The 18,732-nt window shown below is 30.7% G+C and carries 18 protein-coding genes; 1 reads left to right on the top strand and 17 read right to left on the bottom strand.

What is annotated here, in order from left to right; all coding sequences use genetic code 11:
• Positions 1-4: 4 nt before the first annotated feature.
• The 16 genes from BEE63_RS17580 to BEE63_RS17505 all read right to left on the bottom strand — a co-directional run bounded on the left by BEE63_RS17580 (position 5) and on the right by BEE63_RS17505 (position 16,832).
• Positions 5-2,233 (bottom strand): RelA/SpoT family protein, encoded by a 2,229-nt coding sequence (locus tag BEE63_RS17580; protein ID WP_066022620.1) that lies wholly within the window; start codon positions 2,231-2,233, stop codon positions 5-7.
• A gap of 156 nt (positions 2,234-2,389) precedes the next feature.
• Positions 2,390-2,908, bottom strand: a complete 519-nt coding sequence (locus BEE63_RS17575; RefSeq protein ID WP_066022619.1) for an adenine phosphoribosyltransferase — start codon at positions 2,906-2,908, stop codon at positions 2,390-2,392.
• Positions 2,909-3,057: 149 nt separating this feature from the next.
• The gene (locus BEE63_RS17570) at positions 3,058-3,927 is read right to left on the bottom strand and encodes a DHH family phosphoesterase (protein ID WP_066022618.1); all 870 of its coding nucleotides are present in this window, start codon (positions 3,925-3,927) and stop codon (positions 3,058-3,060) included.
• 105 nt (positions 3,928-4,032) lie between these two features.
• Positions 4,033-4,938, bottom strand: coding sequence for a protein translocase subunit SecF (secF, locus tag BEE63_RS17565; RefSeq protein ID WP_066022617.1), 906 nt, complete (start codon positions 4,936-4,938; stop codon positions 4,033-4,035).
• Positions 4,938-6,185 (bottom strand): protein translocase subunit SecD, encoded by a 1,248-nt coding sequence (secD, locus tag BEE63_RS17560; RefSeq protein ID WP_066022616.1) that lies wholly within the window; start codon positions 6,183-6,185, stop codon positions 4,938-4,940. Before secD ends, secF begins: the two co-directional genes overlap by 1 nt.
• 254 nt (positions 6,186-6,439) lie before the next feature.
• Entirely contained in the window at positions 6,440-7,801 is a 1,362-nt protein-coding gene (scfB, locus tag BEE63_RS17555; RefSeq protein ID WP_066022615.1) for a thioether cross-link-forming SCIFF peptide maturase, read from the bottom strand.
• A gap of 248 nt (positions 7,802-8,049) precedes the next feature.
• Positions 8,050-8,190 (bottom strand): six-cysteine ranthipeptide SCIFF, encoded by a 141-nt coding sequence (gene scfA, locus BEE63_RS17550; RefSeq protein WP_066022614.1) that lies wholly within the window; start codon positions 8,188-8,190, stop codon positions 8,050-8,052.
• A 113-nt stretch (positions 8,191-8,303) separates the two neighbouring features.
• On the bottom strand, positions 8,304-8,684 hold the full coding sequence (locus BEE63_RS17545) for a TIGR04086 family membrane protein (protein WP_242874850.1): 381 nt from the start codon (positions 8,682-8,684) through the stop codon (positions 8,304-8,306).
• A 103-nt stretch (positions 8,685-8,787) separates the two neighbouring features.
• Positions 8,788-9,072, bottom strand: a complete 285-nt coding sequence (yajC, locus tag BEE63_RS17540) for a preprotein translocase subunit YajC (protein ID WP_066022612.1) — start codon at positions 9,070-9,072, stop codon at positions 8,788-8,790.
• 95 nt (positions 9,073-9,167) lie between these two features.
• Positions 9,168-10,298: a tRNA guanosine(34) transglycosylase Tgt gene (gene tgt / locus BEE63_RS17535; protein ID WP_066022611.1), complete on the bottom strand. Its 1,131-nt coding sequence runs from the start codon at positions 10,296-10,298 to the stop codon at positions 9,168-9,170.
• A 17-nt stretch (positions 10,299-10,315) separates the two neighbouring features.
• Positions 10,316-11,341 (bottom strand): tRNA preQ1(34) S-adenosylmethionine ribosyltransferase-isomerase QueA, encoded by a 1,026-nt coding sequence (gene queA, locus BEE63_RS17530; RefSeq protein WP_066023276.1) that lies wholly within the window; start codon positions 11,339-11,341, stop codon positions 10,316-10,318.
• Between the two features lie 36 nt (positions 11,342-11,377).
• Positions 11,378-12,424: a Holliday junction branch migration DNA helicase RuvB gene (gene ruvB / locus BEE63_RS17525; protein WP_066022610.1), complete on the bottom strand. Its 1,047-nt coding sequence runs from the start codon at positions 12,422-12,424 to the stop codon at positions 11,378-11,380.
• A gap of 12 nt (positions 12,425-12,436) precedes the next feature.
• Entirely contained in the window at positions 12,437-13,042 is a 606-nt protein-coding gene (ruvA, locus tag BEE63_RS17520; RefSeq protein ID WP_066022609.1) for a Holliday junction branch migration protein RuvA, read from the bottom strand.
• A 63-nt stretch (positions 13,043-13,105) separates the two neighbouring features.
• Positions 13,106-13,750 carry a hypothetical protein gene (locus BEE63_RS17515; protein WP_066022608.1) on the bottom strand — a complete coding sequence of 215 codons (645 nt, stop codon included), beginning with the start codon at positions 13,748-13,750 and terminating at the stop codon, positions 13,106-13,108.
• 584 nt (positions 13,751-14,334) lie between these two features.
• Positions 14,335-15,690 (bottom strand): aldehyde dehydrogenase family protein, encoded by a 1,356-nt coding sequence (locus BEE63_RS17510; RefSeq protein ID WP_066022607.1) that lies wholly within the window; start codon positions 15,688-15,690, stop codon positions 14,335-14,337.
• Positions 15,687-16,832 (bottom strand): acyl-protein synthetase, encoded by a 1,146-nt coding sequence (locus BEE63_RS17505; protein ID WP_066022606.1) that lies wholly within the window; start codon positions 16,830-16,832, stop codon positions 15,687-15,689. The genes BEE63_RS17510 and BEE63_RS17505 overlap by 4 nt, the downstream gene beginning before the upstream one ends.
• A 293-nt stretch (positions 16,833-17,125) precedes the next feature.
• On the opposite strand from BEE63_RS17505, the gene BEE63_RS17500 reads away from it, so the two are divergent.
• Positions 17,126-17,809, top strand: coding sequence for a DUF421 domain-containing protein (locus BEE63_RS17500; protein WP_066022605.1), 684 nt, complete (start codon positions 17,126-17,128; stop codon positions 17,807-17,809).
• Between the two features lie 107 nt (positions 17,810-17,916).
• Here BEE63_RS17500 and BEE63_RS17495 read toward each other — a convergent pair whose 3' ends face one another.
• Positions 17,917-18,657 (bottom strand): YebC/PmpR family DNA-binding transcriptional regulator, encoded by a 741-nt coding sequence (locus BEE63_RS17495; RefSeq protein WP_066022604.1) that lies wholly within the window; start codon positions 18,655-18,657, stop codon positions 17,917-17,919.
• Positions 18,658-18,732: the final 75 nt, after the last annotated feature.

Genomic DNA, 18,732 nt, shown 5'->3' with positions numbered 1-18,732 from the left:
CCCCTTAACTATTAGTTCTATATATATCTATAATGCCCGGTAGCCTTTTTAGTTTTTTCATAAGTAGTCCTAAATGGTCTACATCCTGTATTTTAAGTTTTAAATTCAAATATGCCATGGAACCTTTGGATGTTTTAGCATTAATAGACTCTATTGATATTCCGAGGTAACTTATTACCTCAACAACATCTGCAAGAAGTGACTGTCTATCCTCAGCTTTAATTTCAACCTCAGCAATATAGCTTTCATTTTTACTTTTGCCCCATTTTACTTCTATAATTCTAGAACTATCTTCTCTTATAAGATTATTTACATTTGTACAATCGGTTCTGTGTATTGAGACTCCTCTTCCTTTAGTTATATATCCTATTATAGGATCTCCTGGAACTGGTGTGCAGCACTTTGCAAACCTCACTAAAATATCCGATACTCCTTTTACTGTCACTCCAGGCTGTTCATCCTTATAAATCTTTTTAGCAGTACTTGCTCTATTATTGCTTTTATTTACACTTTCCAAAACTTCTTCATTGCTAGCTGGTTTATGGTCTTTTGATTTTTCAAAAATATCTTTAAATCTTGCAAGTATTAGAGATGCTCCAACTGCACCTATTCCTACAGAAGCATATAAATCATCTATTGAATTCATATTATATCTTTTTAATACCAATTCCAAATTTTCACCCTTAGCAATCTCACCAAAGTTGAATTCCTGCTTTTTAGCTTCTTTTTCTAAAAGTTCTTTGCCCTTGCTTATATTTTCATCTCTCTTAGCTTTTTTAAACCATGAACGTATTTTACTTTTAGCTTGATTGCTAGTAACTGAATTAAGCCAGTTTATATTAGGCCCCTTAGGCAGTGATGTAGTAAGTATTTCAATTATTTCTCCTGTTTTTAGTTTATAATCAAGAGGAACTATCTTTCCATTTACCTTAGCACCTACACATCTATTTCCTACATCTGTATGTATCTTATAAGCAAAATCTACTGGTGTCGCATTATATGGCAAATTTATAACCTTTCCCTTAGGTGTAAACACAAAAATTTCATCAGAGAACAAATCTATTTTAAAATTTTCCATAAATTCTTGCGCACTAGGAGTTTCCCTCTGCCAATCAAGCATTTCTCTTATCCATGTAAGTTTAATATCATCTTTATTCCCATTTTTGGTTTTCTGCGCTGCATTTTGGGTATTTTCCATTATTCCTTCCTTATACTTCCAATGAGCAGCTATACCATATTCTGCAGTTTTGTGCATATCATATGTTCTTATTTGAATTTCAAATGGTTTGCCTTCAGGTCCAATTACCGTTGAATGAAGTGACTGGTACATATTAGGTTTTGGCATTGCTATATAATCTTTAAATCTGCCCGGTATAGGTTTATACATTGTATGTACGATTCCAAGAACTGCATAACATTCCTTTATGCTATTTACTAGTATTCTCACTGCCGTTAAATCAAAAATTTGATCTAAGCTTTTACTTTTGTTTAACATCTTTCTATAAATGCTGTAAAAGTGCTTTGGTCTCCCATCTATATCTGATTCTATTCCAGATGCCTCAAGATTATTTTTAAGCTCTTCTACTATTTTTTTTATGTATTGTTCTCTCTCAACTCTCTTTTCAGATATTAAGTCCACAAGCTCGTAGTATTCTTTTGGCTTAAGATATCTAAAAGAAAGATCTTCAAGCTCCCATTTTATTTTAGACATACCAAGCCTATGCGCTAATGGAGCATATATATCGAGAGTTTCCTTTGCCTTTTCCTTCTGCTTTCGTTCACATTTAAATTTAAGCGTACGCATATTATGAAGTCTATCGGCAAGTTTTATCAAAATAACTCTTATATCTTTAGCCATTGCCAAAAGCATTTTTCTTACATTATCAGCCTGTTGTTCTTCTTTTGTTTTGTAAGTTATTTTGTCAAGTTTTGTTACTCCCGATACTAAATCAGCAACTTCCCCACTGAATAATCTTGTAATATCATCATAACTAAAACTTGTATCCTCAATAACATCATGTAGTATTCCCGCAACTATAGTATTAGTATCCATGCCCATTTCTGCTAAAATGCACGCAACATCGACAGGATGACTTATATACGGCTCTCCCGATTCCCTTTTTTGAAATTTATGAGCTTCATATGCAAAGTTATATGCTTTAATGACAATATCTTTATCTACATTATTACAATTTTCATCTATCTTTTCTAATAAATCTGATAATTCAGCCATTATAATACTCTCCTAAAATCAAAGGCTGGTCGCATAACCAGCCCAATATTTTCTTAATATTATATAGTATACCTTCTAATTTTATAATTGTAAAGACACTACTGTAGGCTTTATTTTTCGCCACAACTTTAGCATTACACTCTAATATAAATTTTATTAAACATTATATTTAACTAGAGACATTGTATCATATTCTCCAAGCTTTTCTTTGCCATTTAAGTCTGTAAGTTCTATAACAAAACATGCGCTAACTACAGTTCCACCTAATTTTTCAACAAGTTTTGCCACTGAATTTATAGTTCCACCAGTTGCAAGAAGGTCATCAACTATAGCAACTCTTTGACCTGGTTTAATAGAATCCTTATGCATCTCTAATGAATCCTCACCATATTCAAGTGCATATGAAACACTTACAGTCTCGCATGGAAGTTTTCCTTTCTTTCTTACTGGTACAAATCCTGCTCCTATTTTATAAGCAATTGGTGCTCCGAATATAAATCCACGTGCTTCAGGTGCAACTATTAAATCTATATTTTTGTCTTTAAGATAGTCTCCAATCTCATCTATACAACATTTATATGAATTTTTATCTTGAATAAGTGTTGTAATATCTTTGAAGCTTATTCCTTCTTTTGGAAATCCCTCTATAACTCTTATACTTTCCTTCAGATTCATTCAAAGTTCCCCCTTAAAATTAAATTATGTACAAGCTAAACATAACGTATTAAAATTTATGTGCTATATATTTAGAATCTTTTATAAGATACAATGTACTAGATTTTACGCATTATATTTACATATATTGTTTTACGGTTATAATTATACTATAAAAATTCTTCTCTTAGCTTATCTTCATTACCTAAATACTTAGCTATTTGCTCTGCCTTATAGCTATCACCTGTAGTAAACAATTCAACTATTATTCTTGCATTATCCATTTTGCCAACAGCATTTACCCTAGGATTAACAGCTTCTGATAAAATCCTTACAGTATCTACATTAACGGCTTCAATAGATTTTAGTTTCATTAAAGCCTTTATACCATGATTATTGGTCATTTTTATCCTGCTTATACCTTCACTACTCATAATTTTATTTTCGCCATATAATTTATTACATTTATGTATAATGCCTATTGTTGCAAGATCTAAATATTTATTAACACACTTCATTTGATAGTACATAGAAATAGCCTCGCATACCTTAAATACCATCCCACTAATACTCAACTCATTAAATGGATATTTAGATTGCTTACAGTTTGGATTTACCACTATTGCATAATCATTTTCATTATTTGATTCATGATAATCAATAACAATTGCATCTATATTTAACTTTTTACATAAGATAGCATTTTCCTTAGAATTAATGCCACATCCTATGGTTATAAGTAAATTTGCTCCAAAATATTTTATTTTTTCATTTACATCATGCGGATTGACTTCAAAGCTTCCACAAAAGTCATCCGGTATAAAATATTCCACATCAGCATTAAGGTATCTCAAAACTAACAGCATAACAGACATACCTACTATACTGTCTACATCATAATAACCATAAAGTACTATTTTTTCTCTATTATTTATAGCCTTAGCTATTCTCAGTAACGCTTTATCCATTTCTTCAATTAAAAATGGATTATACATTCCCTTTAATCCGAAATATTGTAGCTTTTCTCCTGTTTTTTCCATTTTTATTCCTCCGAATTTGTAGAAAACAAATATATTATAATGTATTATGAGATATTTTACAAATGCTATTTAACCCGAAAAAATAAAACAGCCTGCAAGGCTGTTTTATTTTTGAGCTGCTGCTTTCATTTGAAGCTTTTTTTTGTCAGCTCGCTTTTTGAATATAACCCATAAAGGACTTGCTATAAATATTGAAGAATAGCATCCAGAAGTTATACCTACAAGCAATGGTTCAGTAAATTCCCTTACAGACGGAACAAAAATATGTACTGAAGCTACAGCTATCAAAACTGTAAGTACTGTATATATAGATCTCGTCATAGTTTCATTTATACTAAAATCAGCAATTTCCTCTGAACTCATCTTCCTATGCTTTCTACTATTTTCTCTTATTCTATCAAATACAACTATAGTATCATTTATAGAATAACCTATAATTGTAAGCATACCAGCTATAAATGCTGAATTTACTGGAATTGCAAAAATAGCATAAAATGCAAGTGTTATGAGTATATCATGAAATAATGATATCATAGCTGCTGCACCAAATTTAAATTCAAATCTCCATGCTACATATAAAAGCATGAGAACATGCGCAACTATAAGTGCAAGTATAGCTTTTTTCAAAAGTTCGCTTCCTATAGTTCCACCTATTTTTTCCTGAGAAGCTAAAGCTTTTGATTTTAAATTATATTTTTTTTGTACTTCTTTAAATATTTTACTAGATTCACTATCTGTCATAGTACTGCTCTTTATTTCAACTTCAGTATCATTGTTAGCTGTAGTTATAGTACTATCCTTTGTATATTTATCTACTATTTTTTGAATGTCACTTTTATTAAAGGATTTATCTATTTTTATATCCATAGAATATCCACCAACAAAATCAATACCAAACTGCAATGGTTTTCCTGTAGTAGCACCTCTATATACCATAAAGGCAATTCCTAAGAATATTATAGTAAGTGATATTCCAAACCAAACTTTAGTGTGTTTAATAATCTTAAGCATTATTTACTACTCCTTTCCAGACTAACTCCGAAATGAGATGCTTTACTTATAAGCTTCATATCTATAGCCCAGCTTAAAAGGTGCTTTGTTACAGTAATAGCAGTAAACATACTTATTATAACACCTATTACAAGAGTTAAAGCAAATCCCTTTACTTCTCCACTACCAAGAGCATAAAGTACAACACCTGCAATAATAGTAGTAACATTAGAATCAATTATTGATGACATAGCTCTATGAAACCCTGCATTAAAAGCAGATCTCACTGTTTTTCCAATTCTAAGTTCCTCTTTAAACCTTTCAAATATAAGTACATTGGCATCTACCGCCATACCTATTGTAAGCAATAGTCCTGCTATACCAGACAAGGTTAAGGTTACTTTTACAGCCACAAAAGCTCCTAAAGTTAAAACTGTAAATAAAACTAAAGCTATATCTGCCATAAGTCCAGGAACTCTGTAAACCAAAATCATAAAGAAGAATATTATAGCTATAGCCACTTCTCCAGCAAGTATACTGTTAGGAAGAGCACTTGCTCCAAGAGAAGCACCAACAGTTTTAGATTGAACAACCTTTAATGTTACAGGAAGTGCTCCTGAATTTATTATATTAGCTACACGTTTAGCATCTTCAAATGATTTACTTCCAGTTATAATCGCATTTCCCCCGTTTATAACTGAATCCACTGTAGGACTGCTCAAAACATCCTTATCCATATAAATAGAAATCTTTTGTCCTATGAATTTTGAGGTAGCATCAGCGAATTTTTTTGTACCTGAACTATTAAGTTCAAGACCTATAGTTGGCTGTTGCGTATCCTGTGATAAATATGCACTTGCTTTTTTTACATCCTTACCAGTTAAAACCGTTTTATTATCAGGGCCTACAAATCTAAGTTGACCTGTTCTTCCTATTGTTTTTGCAACTGAATCCTTATCATACACTCCAGGAACATCAATTCTTATTCTTTTAGATCCTTCACTTGATACACTTGTTTCACTAACTCCCAGTTTATTTACCCTTAGGTTTAAAAGTTCTATTGTCTTGGACATAGTGTCCTTACTTATTTTCCCTTGTATCTCTTCAACTATAGAAACTCCGCCTTGAAGGTCAAGTCCCCTAGTTATAGATTGTTCAAAAGATTTAATTCTATAATCGCCTAAGTTAAGTCCAAACGCACCAATATAAGCTAACCCTGCTATTATAAGTACACTTAGAGTAAAAAAAATGGTACTTTTCTTTTTCATTTTTATCCCCCTTTATCGCCAAATTATGCCATGTATGATTATATTGTAAAACTTATTCTTTAATTTTGCAAGACCAATTTCTAAGTGTTTTAGAAGTTATATCTTCAAAGAATTAAAATGTAAAATACATAGCTTAATTTAGTTTCTATTTTTCGGCTTCTACCAGTAATTGTTCATTATTAGTGTTATTAATAACTACCTTCTAATTATACATATACTTACAAATACAGTCAATAAAGTCTACTATCTTAATATTATTCCATAAATTGAGCTTTTAATGCAATAGCGCACTCAATTCTCTTTTTCTGCATTTTACATCCCAATTCATATGGAATATTCATGTTTCCATTAAAATTATAGTTATTAGCTTGACATCCACCACTGCAATAAAATCTAGCCCAACATTCTTTGCATTTAGGCTTACTATATATATTAGCTTTTTTAAATTCACCTGACATTTTTTTATCTATATCATCATCATATATTGTGCACATTTTAAAAGCTTCATTTCCGACAAACTGGTGACATGGATATACATCACCTGATGGAGCTATAGAAACATATTCATGTCCTGAACCACAACCAGAAATTCTTTTATATACACATGGTCCACCATTTATGTCTATATTGAAATGATAAAATTTAAATTCATTTCCTTCCTTATGCCTTTTTATCATTTCTTTATATAATTTATCATACTGCTCAAATATTACAGGAAGATCTTCTTCTCTAAGTGAAAGAGGATTACTGTCCGGTAGCACAACTGGTTCCATTGATATTTCTTTAAATCCCATATCAGCTAAATATTTTATATCCTCAAAGAAATCCAAATTATTTCTTGTGAAAGTTCCCCTTACATAATATTGTTTAGATTTATCTCTTTTTTCAACCATCTTCTTGATATTAGGAAGTATAGCATCATGAGAGCCTGTCCCATCTATTCTAACCCTTACTTTATCATTTACTTCTTTTCTTCCATCAATACTTAAAACTATGTTTCCCATATTTTCATCTAAATAATCCATTATTTCATCATTTAAAAGTGTTGCATTTGTTGTCATTGTAAATCTTATATTCTTATTATATTTTTTTTCTTCTTCCCTCGCATGTTCAACAACCTGCTTTATAGTGTCCATTGCCATAAGTGGCTCTCCACCAAATAAATCCACTTCTATATTTTTTCTTGGTCCACTATGTTTTATTACAAAATCAATTGATTTTTTTGCAACTTCAGGAGACATTATCTCTCTACGTCCTTTGTAATCTCCCTCATCTGCAAAACAATACTTACATCTTAAATTACAATCATGAGCTATGTTTAAACACAATGCCTTTATGAAAGATGGCTCATCATTATTTTTCTTAGCTACATCCTCATATAAATCTTTTGAATAAAGCACTCCCTCATTTTGAAGTTCTTTAATTTCATCATAAGCTTCTGAAATTTCTGCTTCTGTATACTTATTTTTAAACTTATTTATAAGTTCTTCTTTACTTTCCATTTTATCTTCATCTATTAAATCATAAACCAGTTCATCAATTTCGTGTATAGAACCGGAATTAACATCTAAAACATATCTGTTATTATCTTGAATAAATTTATGTAATAATGACAATTTATTTCCTCCTTAAATTTCGCTTTTAATAATTTTAACAAATAAGGGGTTTAACACCGCTCATTCTAATCGAAAACCTTGGATTTTCTTCATGGAAAATCTTTCATACCATTTTCCCTTGAAAAATCTTCATTTTCAACGAGTAAAGCAAAGTTAAGCCCCCCAGTTACTAGTTCTTAGTTGTACAAAAAACGTCTTGAAATAACTTTTCTTACAGTCAATCCAAAATTGCAATAAAAACTGCTATCCTAGTTATTTTCACAAGCTAAATTTGCAACTGTACAAGATGTTTTACATGCTGATTGGCATGAATTTGCACATTCTTTACATCCAGGTTTCTTTAAGCTTTCTTTTATGTTTGATTTGTTAATACTTTTTATATGTTTCATAGTAATTCCTCCCATTTCATACAAGCTACAATATAGAGAAACTAGTTTAGCTATTAAGTTTCCCCTTGTTTTCTCTATAGATTATAGCATAATTCAAAAATTAAATAAAGAATCTAAATATTAATTCCTAACATACCAGATAATGTTCCAACAACAATAGCAAGTACAATTCTTATAATATCCCTTAACTGAAATGTTCCACTTGAACCATCAATTAGAGAAACAATATAAAATATTGCGATATAAAAAATTCCAACTAAAAGACCATTAAGCCAGCCCTTTTGGCCAGATTTCCTTGAAGAATAAATGCTTCCAAACATTACACTCAAAAGAGTTGTTACCAATATGACCATATTAGTAATTCCCTCCGAAAAACTAACTTTAGTAGAAACAAAAGCAAAAATAAGAATCACAACAAGAGTAATAAAAAGTGCTCTTAAAACTCCTCCTGCTGCTGAAACATAAATTTTACTTTTTCTTTCCAAACAAAACACCCCCTTGCCTTACACGAAACATTTTTATGTAAAACTTCTACATATAATTATTTATGTTGACACAAGGTGTTTTATTACTTTAAGGCTTAGAGTTTAAAATACTTTATTTTTCACTATCTGCTGTTCTATCCTCTACATTAGATATTGCTACCTTTTTAATTTTTAATTTTGTTTTATCTGGACCAGTCTGTAAGATAATATAATCACTTTGTATATTGGTGATTTTACCCATTATCCCGCCTCTTGTTACTACATTTTCATTTACTCTTAGTTCTGAAATCATTTTGTTAAACTTCTTTTTTCTAGACCTCTCTGGAAGCCATAATGCAAGATAAAATACTGCTAATAAACCTACAATATAAAGTACTGTAACAAGCGTACCTGACATAATATCTCTCCTCCTATCTATAATTAGAAATTTTATAGGGCATAAGCCCCCTTAAAACTTAGCTGCATTCCTAATGAAATAACTCAAATAAATTTTTAAGCTCTTCCATTCCACATACTCAATTTTTCATTTTTAAACTCTTCAAAATAATCTCCATCTATAGCCTTACGTATATCTGCCATAAGCGTATTATAAAAATAAAGATTATGGAGCACACAAAGCCTCATAGCCAGCATTTCTTTAGCCTTAAACAAATGTCTTATATATGCTCTTGAATAATTTCTGCATGTAGGACAATTGCAACCACTATCTATTGGTGAATCATCCAGTTCATACTTAGCATTTCTGAGATTTATTTTGCCATACTTTGTGAACACATGGCCATGTCTTCCATTTCGTGCAGGAAGCACACAGTCAAAGAAATCAACACCTCTTGCAACACCTTCAAGTATATTACTTGGAAGGCCTACCCCCATTAAATATATTGGTTTATCCTGAGGTAAATGCGGCACAACAGCATCTATAATTCTGTACATTTCTTCATGGCTTTCACCAACAGCAAGCCCCCCTATAGCATATCCATCTAAATCCATCTTAGCTATAGTTTTAGCATGCTCTATTCTTATATCATCGTAAACTCCGCCTTGATTTATTCCAAAAAGCATTTGTTTTTTGTTTATAGTATCCGGCAGTGAATTAAGTCTATCCATTTCATTTTTACATCTTACAAGCCATCTTGTAGTTCTCTCAACAGATCTTTCAACATATTCTCTTGGAGAAGGATTTTTTATACATTCATCAAATGCCATAGCAATTGTTGATGCAAGATTACTCTGTATTCTCATACTTTCTTCTGGTCCCATGAATATTTTTCTACCATCAATATGAGAATTAAAATAAACCCCTTCTTCTTTTATCTTTCTTATATCTGCAAGGGAAAAAACTTGAAATCCACCTGAATCAGTTAAAACAGGTCTATCCCAATTCATAAATTTATGAATACCACCCAATTTTTTTACAACATCATCACCTGGACGCAAACTCAAATGATACGTATTTGAAAGCTCAACCTGGCATCCAATTTCCTTAAGATCCATAGTTGATACTGCTCCCTTTATAGCAGCAAGAGTTCCTACATTCATAAACACTGGTGTTTCTATTGTACCGTGAACCGTCTCAAGTCTTCCACGTCTAACTTTACCACATTTCTTTAAAAGCTTATACAACTATATTCCTCCTCGGTCTATTTTATAAACATAGCATCTCCAAAACTAAAAAATCTATATCTATTTTCTACAGCTATTTTATAGGCATTTAATATATTTTCTCTTGAAGATAATGCACTAACTAACATCACAAGTGTTGATTTAGGAAGATGAAAGTTTGTTATAAGTGCATCAACTATTTTATATTTATATCCCGGATATATGTATATATCAGTCCATCCAGATTGTTCCCTAACTATTCCGTTTTCATCTGCAATAGTCTCTAGTGTCCTAGTTGAAGTTGTACCAACAGATATTACCTTTCCTCCATTTTTTCTAGTTTCATTTATAATATCAGCACTTTCCTTTGAAAGTATATAATATTCCGAATGCATATGGTGTTCTTCAATATTTTCCACTTTAACAGGTCTAAAAGTTCCAAGACCAACATGAAGTGTTAAAAATACAGTTTTTACTCCCTTAGCTCTTATTTTATCCAAGAGTTCATTAGTAAAATGTAGTCCTGCCGTAGGTGCTGCTGCAGAGCCATTATTTTTTGAATAAACTGTTTGATACTCCTCATTATCCTCAAGTTCTTCTGTTATATATGGTGGAAGAGGCATTTGGCCTAATTTATCAAGTATTTCTTCAAATATTCCATCATATTTAAATTCTACAATCCTGTTACCATCTTCGCCTATGCTTTTAATTGTAGCCTTAAGACTTCCATCTCCAAATTCAAATTCAGCACCAATCTTGGCTCTTTTTCCTGGCTTTACAAGAGTTTCCCAGGTATTGGCATCAATTCTTCTAAGAAGAAGAAATTCCATTTTTCCACCTGTTTTCACTTTGCTACCAATAAGCCTTGCTGGCAAAACTCTAGTATCATTTAATACAAGGCAATCGCCTTCATTTAAATAATCCACTATGTCCTTAAAAATTTTATGCTCTATTTCTCCTGTTTTTTTGTCCATTACCATAAGTCTGCATTCATCTCTTCTGTCACAAGGATGTTGGGCTATTAATTCCTGTGGTAAATCATAATCAAAATCCTCTAATTGCAAAACCTTCACATTCCTTTCACTTATGTTTATAGAATCTTACTCATCTTTTTTAAAAAATGAGCATTGATTGTTATTTATATTATCATTGCCACTTTTAAATGGCAAATTCAAATGTTCATATGCTTTTTCAGTTGCCATTCTTCCTCTAGGTGTACGTACTATAAATCCCTTTTGAAGAAGATACGGTTCATATACATCCTCAATTGTGTCTATTTCTTCACCAATAAAATACGATAAAGTTTCTATTCCAACAGGACCACCGCCAAAATTTTCAACTATTGCTTTAATTATTTTGTTGTCTATGCTGTCAAATCCTTCATTGTCAACTTCAAGCATCTCAAGAGCTTTTTTAGCAGAATTCAAATCAACAATTCCCTTTCCCTTTACATCTGCATAATCTCTCACTCTCTTTAAAAGCCTATTAGCAATTCTAGGGGTCCCTCTTGAACGTTTTGCCACTTCAAGTGCTGCATCTTCTTTTATCTCTATATCAAGTATTGAAGCAGACCTAAGTATTATTTCTTTTAGCTCCTCATAATCGTAAAATTCCATTGGGCAAAGTACTCCAAATCTATCCCTTAAGGGAGATGTCAAAAGTCCAATTCTTGTAGTTGCACCAATAAGTGTGAATTTAGGCAAATCTAATCTTATAGATTTTGCCGCAGCTCCCTTTCCTATTATTATATCGAGAGCATAGTCTTCCATTGCAGGATAAAGTATTTCTTCCACACTCCTGTTAAGTCTATGTATTTCATCTATAAAAAGCACATCAAACTCAGAGAGTCCAGTTAAAATTGCTGCCAAATCACCTGCTCTTTCAATTGCCGGACCAGATGTAACCTTTAAATTTCCTCCCATTTCTTTTGCAATTATATTAGCAAGAGTAGTTTTGCCAAGTCCTGGTGGGCCATAAAAAAGCACATGATCAAGTGACTCTCCTCTTTTTTTAGCTGCTTTTATGAAAATATCCATTTTTTCTTTTACTTTTTTCTGACCTATGTATTCTTTTAATCTTTGAGGTCTTAAATTGTATTCAGCAGAATCCTCTTCTAAATTCATTGATGTTAGTATTCTTTCATCCATATTAGATCACTCTCAATTCATTAAAAACCTTAAACAACTCTTTATGATATTTTCAATACTTTCATTCTTGTCCACATTATTAATAGCTTTATCTGCCTCTTTTTCTGAGTATCCAAGTGAAATCAAAGCATATTTAGCTTCTTCTATTCTTTTATTTTTATCTTCAATGTTTATAGTAACAGTGTCATTTTCATTGCCATATTCCTGCACTTCATCAACTTTAAATTTATCTTTTAATTCAAGTATTATTCTCTGTGCTGTTTTTTTGCCAATTCCAGGAGCTTTTACTATAGTTTTTTCATCCCCTGTAATTATAGCATACTTAAGATTATTTACAGTAGAAATTGATAAAAGTGACAATGACGCTTTTGCTCCAACTCCATTTATTGTGAGAAGTTTATTAAACATTTCCAGTTCTTCTTTAGTTAAAAATCCATAAAGTCCTATAAAATCCTGTCTTACAATTTGAATTAAATAAATAAGAACCTCTTCACCAGTCCTCGGCATATTTGCTATGGTATTACCTGAAGTGAAAATTTTATATCCCATTCCATTATTATCAATTATTATATAATCCTTATTTATTCCTATATACTTGCCCTTTATATATTCATACAAAATTATTACCCCCAAAAACGAACAATATATTTTAGGATGTTTAATTTATAATGCAGGCTATTATTAATTATAGCCTGCAACTTTTTTAGCATCTTCCTTAGAACCAAATACTAAAAATCCTCTTTTTAAAAGTTCCCTAGTTTCATCCTTTAGCTGTTTTACATTCTTATATGCCTGTTCATTAGTCTGTATAAGTGCACCATTACTTCCTACCTTATATACACTTATATTATCACTATTTTTATCTTTTTTTAAAACAAAGACACCGTCAACTTTGGGATTATCAATATAATTGTTCTTTATAACTTCAACTTTCATGTCATTGTCCCATATTACAATATATCCTTGATTTTTGTAACTTTTAGTTATTTCATCTTTGCTCATGTTATTTTTCTTTTCTTTTTGAGAATTAGTTTTCTCATTACTTTTCAAAACAGTATTCTTTGTCTCATCTTCCGGATCGAAAGTAATATCATATTCTTGTTTTAATATCAAAACATCCAAATTCTTTCTTTTATTGACATTGCTACTAGAACTATATTTGGCTTTATCTTTTTTTCCGAAAAATTCATTTATACTTTTAGATACAGCATATTTTTCAGTATTTATAATTTTAACTAAATTCTTTCTATATCCTACACAAAAAGAAATAATAAAAGTCCCAATTAAAACTATACAGCTTAAAAGCATCTTCTTTTTCAGAGTCATACTATCCCTCCTGTTTCTTATTGGATAGTATTGACACTTTTAATGATTTTATTCAAATATTACTATAAAATATGCTAACAAATATTATATATCAAACATTTATACAATTGCAACTAAAATATAAGATATCTAAACTATCCCACCGCACTAAAATGCAGCAAAATTACAACGAACACTAAGTTCAATACAATTTTGCTGCATTTTTATAAAATCATTTTAATGTGGCTATTACACTAAAAGTTAATAAAATGAAAAAATTCCTCCGTGCCTACGGAATTTAAATAACTGATTTAGTTTCATATCTATATTATTTGATCTTTAAATAAGTTAATATATTATTTTTCGCAGTGAAGCGGAGAAAAATTCACCTTGTTTTTTTATTTTAGGCGAAGTAATAGTATTTTGGGAACGATTTAAATAAAATTCAATAAGACTTGCTTAAAATTATAAAAAGACTTAGAAATTTTAATTTGTCTGAGCTTTTTTTCAGCGAGTTATTAAAATTCCTTAGTATTTTTATAATTTGAAGCTTAGTCTTATGATTTTTATTTAATGTTTCAAAATACTATTACTTCTCTTTATTTTTAAAGCTGTCTACTGACAAGGAATGTAAGCTCCTTAAGGTTGTGGATACCATCGTGTGAAGTGCCTGGATAATGAATAGCCATCTTGCCAGGTTCAGTTACTATACTAACACCTAAAAGCGTCATTTTTTCTATGAAATTTTCATCGTCCCCACTATATCCCATGGTTTGTAAGTATGCCGTTAGATTTTCTTCAACATAATTATAAACTTCCTTACTATCAGAATATGGACAAACAAATATAAATCTATGGAAACACCTATTTATATCTTCACCTTCTGGCATCCCACTCGATAAAATTACTGTATAATCAGCATTAAAAGAAGAATATACTTTAAAGTTTTCTTTATTTTTTATTCCATACTTAATAGTGCAGTATTGCCTATCCTGTATTGTTTTAACAGAACTCCATTCATTTAAATATGCCTTTGGTACAATTTCTGCACCCCTTTTCAGTGCACTCGAAAGATCTTCACAAAAATTTTTTACATCCAATTTTTTATTTATAAATACTATTCTTGGAGACAAACAGGCTTTCTGTTCCCATGTTATCATATCTTTTGCTACATTTTCTGCCGTTCCCTTTAAATCATAACATTTATCAATTACTTCAAAACTTATTTTAGCGCCGTGCATTAATATATGTTTTTGATATTTTGCGCATATCTTTCCTATAATTTCTGCAGAATAATCTCCTCCCCAGTGAATTACTCCATCTGAATTTTTTATCACACTATCATAAATTTCAGTTTCACTGCTGTCAAAATATATAACAGACAATCTATCCTTTATATTGCTGTCCACTTCACATAAACTTTTATAAAATGCATAAGCAAAATAAGGCTCATCCTTTGATACTTTTACAAGATTACAGTTTTTTGATAGCAATCCCATGGAAATACTTACAGGTATAACTACAAATGCATTTCCTGATATATTATGAAAAATTGTTCCCATTGGCTGTCTGTGTACATATCCATAATAAGTTTTTTGCCATTTATCAAGAGCATCTAAATTTCCTAGTTCACATTTTATAGTCTTTTCTATATTTTCACGAAGCAGCATCTTCATTACACCCTTGAGCTCGTAATTAACTAGCTCAGTACTTTGATTTGTTATTTGCGCAAGAATTTTAATATGTTTACTGGCGTATTCTTCATTGAGCCACATTTTTGCACATTTATCAAGTATATCAATTGTCTTCGAAGTTGAAATGCCGTGAGCCTTAAATTTATTATCATTAAGTCTATTTATTTCATTTATAACTTCCTCTTTATCACATGTTCTTATTTCTAAATTTAATTTATTTATCTCCTTTAAAGTTACATTTTCACCCGAAGTGAGTTCTAATTTCATTTTTCTTCCCCCTTTATATTAAGGGTAGCACCACAGCCTTTTGCTTCTGATCCCTTGACCCTTCCAATTACTTTAAAAGTCATACCTTTTTCACCGCATTCCGGACACACATCATTAGAAACAATTTCAGCCATATCATCAACTAATATAGATGCTCCTGCAAAAGACGAAGTACCATAAGCATTTAAAACTTGTATAAGTCCTTTATCTCCAGGTTTAGTTAGAGGTCTTAAAGTTTTTACATCTCTTATAATTACCCTTCCCCATTTAGGAACATGGAATAAATAACTTTTTAGTTTCTCTGAGTAGTGTCCATACATTGGGAATGTATTTTCAGTAAATGAGTAAGTATCAATAAAATTCTTCTTAGGAACTCCTAAAAATTCCGAAATTTCTTGAACAAAAACATTTCTTTCTAATTTAGTACCTATAGATATGCTTCCTTTTTTACCATCCCAACCTCCTCCTCCGGTATGAATTAATGCTCTATGGCCTAAATTATATGGTCCCTTGCCTTGACCTTTTAATTTCATAACTGCATTATACAAAAGTAGCGTTGAGCCTCTAAGTGATATATGATTGTTTTTATTGTTATTATCCTTTAAAAATTTCTCAAACACACTTATATCTATTGAAAATTGTTCACCATCCTGCTTTAACAAAAATACAGTATCTTTACTAAATTTAAATATGTTTAAAATATTTCCAATATACGATTCTGTAGGCTTATTTTCTATACATATGCTTTTATATTTTCTCATTACTTTTGGCTCTGGAAAAAAAACGCAATTGTATTCAGTTGAAGAATCATAAACACTATCGTCCATTGAAGCAAATTTTCTTATCTGCTCTATATCACAAATTCTTCTACCTACTATACTGGGGTCACCGCTTGTACTACTTGACATTGTCCATCTATCCAATTCTTCAGGAGAAACTCTTAATAAATCTCTAAAAAGATTGGCTGACTTTTTAAAAAGTGTTGTTGCTAAAAATGGTATAAAACTAATATCATTTTCACTTTTTAAATGTACATTAGGATTATATGATTGACTTTTGCATATTAATTGATATGCTGGACATTCTTCATATTGTCCAATAACATTATCTCTAAGATCATTAAAAAAACTTGAATATTCCATTTCATTTTACCTCCCATAATTAGTATGTTATTCTATATAATAATTATAATTGAATATTTTTCTATTTCAAATTGCATTACAGCCCATATTTTAATGTACTAAATAGTATAAAGTTTTTAAATTGAGTCTGACCAGTCAGTCTAAAATTTACTCCGTTTTGAATGTAAATATGTATTATTACCTTTATACTTGTGTAATCATAGCTATTTATGAAGAAAAAATTAGTATTATTAATTAAATACAAATTAAAAGTAAATACTATATGTGAATTAATTATTAAGGAAGTGTTCTAAGTGTATCATTATTTAAATATATTTTTTAGATCCCTCATTTCATATTTTGTTCTGCTTATTTTTACACGAATTATGGGAAAAAAACAATTATCTCAACTGACTTATTTTGATTACATAGTTGGAATCACCATTGGTTCTATTGCAGCAGCGGCCTCAGTAGATAAGCATATTAATGTATTTGAAAGCTGCTTTTCTATCATAATATGGAGCCTACTTACATTAACAATCTCAGAAATAGCCCTAAAAAGTGCGAAATTAAGATTGTGGCTTGACAGTGAACCCTTAATAATCATAAATAATGGTAAAGTTATTTATAAAAATATGAAAAAAGCAAAGTATAACATAGGGGACTTATTAATGCAACTTAGAAACAAAGACATTTTTTACATTACTGATGTTGAAATAGCAGTACTCGAACCAGATGGTAAGCTAAGTGTTTTGAAAAAAGCTGAAAAGACTTCAATAACCGCAGAAGATATGAACATAAAAAAACCTAAAGTCGGTATGATGGTAGATATAGTTTTAAATGGTAATATCTTATCTAACCATTTAAAACAAATTCAAAAAAATAAAGATTGGGTCATTGCAAAACTAAAAGAGAGGAATATATCTAACATAAAAGATGTAATCTATGCTGGAATCCAAGCAGATGAGCAGCTATACATAGTCACTAAAATAAAGTGATATCTTTAAAATAAAAATATAACACTTTTATATGTGATTACTACATCTACATATAAAAGTGTTATATTTCATGATAAAAGCACGTATATCATTGCAATTCGAAATTTCTAGCCTTCAAATTCCTCATCAAATTCAGCATTGTGATAAACATTCTGGACATCATCGCTGTCTTCAAGTTTATCTATTAATTTCTGAACTTTTTCTGAATCCTCTAAATTTAATTTTATAGTATTATCCGGAATCATTGTAAGTTCTGCTGATACAAAATTAAAGTTTTCCTTTTCAAGTGCCTCACGTACACTAGAAAAATCCCCTTGAGCAGTAGTTATTACAAAAACATCATCTTCAGATGAAAAATCTTCAGCCCCTACTTCAAGAGCCTTCATCATAATTTCTTCCTCGTCCATTTCATCAGTTTTCTCAATTACAATTTGACCTTTTCTCTGGAACATCCATGATACGCATCCAGTAGCACCCAAATTTCCACCATGTCTATCAAATGAACATCTTACATCACTTGCGCTTCTGTTTTTATTATCTGTTAAAACATCAACTAGCATTGCAACGCCAACTGGTCCATATCCTTCGTAAAGTATTTGTTCATAGTTTACGCCTTCAAGCTCTCCGGCTCCTTTTTTTATAGCTCTATTTATAGTGTCCATAGGCATATTAGCAGCTTTAGCCTTTGCAACGCAATCTCTTAACTTTGAATTTGCCTCAAGACTAGCTCCTCCTGTTTTAACAGCAACAGCTATTTCCTTACCTATTTTAGTAAATATTTTTCCTCTTTTGGCATCTGCTTTACCTTTCTTTGCCTGAATATTATGCCACTTTGAATGTCCTGACATACTCCAATTCCTCCTAACAATATATAAACATATTAAATAAAAAACAATCTACTATAAACTGTATAATATCGACAT

It is taken from the genome of Clostridium pasteurianum (genome assembly GCF_001705235.1).
GTDB classification, from domain to species: Bacteria; Bacillota; Clostridia; order Clostridiales; family Clostridiaceae; genus Clostridium_S; species Clostridium_S pasteurianum_A.
Note: the sequence above shows the minus strand (reverse complement) of the source record. Positions and strands in the feature narration are given on the sequence as shown.

Bases quoted from the DNA above. Each gene is read 5' to 3' on its own strand.
- BEE63_RS17580 (WP_066022620.1), bottom strand. From the start codon at position 2,233: ATGGCTGAATTATCAGATTTATTAGAAAAGATAGATGAAAATTGTAAT.
- BEE63_RS17575 (WP_066022619.1), bottom strand. From the start codon at position 2,908: ATGAATCTGAAGGAAAGTATAAGAGTTATAGAGGGATTTCCAAAAGAA.
- BEE63_RS17570 (WP_066022618.1), bottom strand. From the start codon at position 3,927: ATGGAAAAAACAGGAGAAAAGCTACAATATTTCGGATTAAAGGGAATG.
- secF (WP_066022617.1), bottom strand. From the start codon at position 4,938: ATGCTTAAGATTATTAAACACACTAAAGTTTGGTTTGGAATATCACTT.
- secD (WP_066022616.1), bottom strand. From the start codon at position 6,185: ATGAAAAAGAAAAGTACCATTTTTTTTACTCTAAGTGTACTTATAATA.
- scfA (WP_066022614.1), bottom strand. From the start codon at position 8,190: ATGAAACATATAAAAAGTATTAACAAATCAAACATAAAAGAAAGCTTA.
- yajC (WP_066022612.1), bottom strand. From the start codon at position 9,072: ATGTCAGGTACGCTTGTTACAGTACTTTATATTGTAGGTTTATTAGCA.
- ruvB (WP_066022610.1), bottom strand. From the start codon at position 12,424: ATGGATGAAAGAATACTAACATCAATGAATTTAGAAGAGGATTCTGCT.
- BEE63_RS17515 (WP_066022608.1), bottom strand. From the start codon at position 13,750: ATGACTCTGAAAAAGAAGATGCTTTTAAGCTGTATAGTTTTAATTGGG.
- BEE63_RS17510 (WP_066022607.1), bottom strand. From the start codon at position 15,690: ATGAAATTAGAACTCACTTCGGGTGAAAATGTAACTTTAAAGGAGATA.
- BEE63_RS17505 (WP_066022606.1), bottom strand. From the start codon at position 16,832: ATGGAATATTCAAGTTTTTTTAATGATCTTAGAGATAATGTTATTGGA.
- BEE63_RS17495 (WP_066022604.1), bottom strand. From the start codon at position 18,657: ATGTCAGGACATTCAAAGTGGCATAATATTCAGGCAAAGAAAGGTAAA.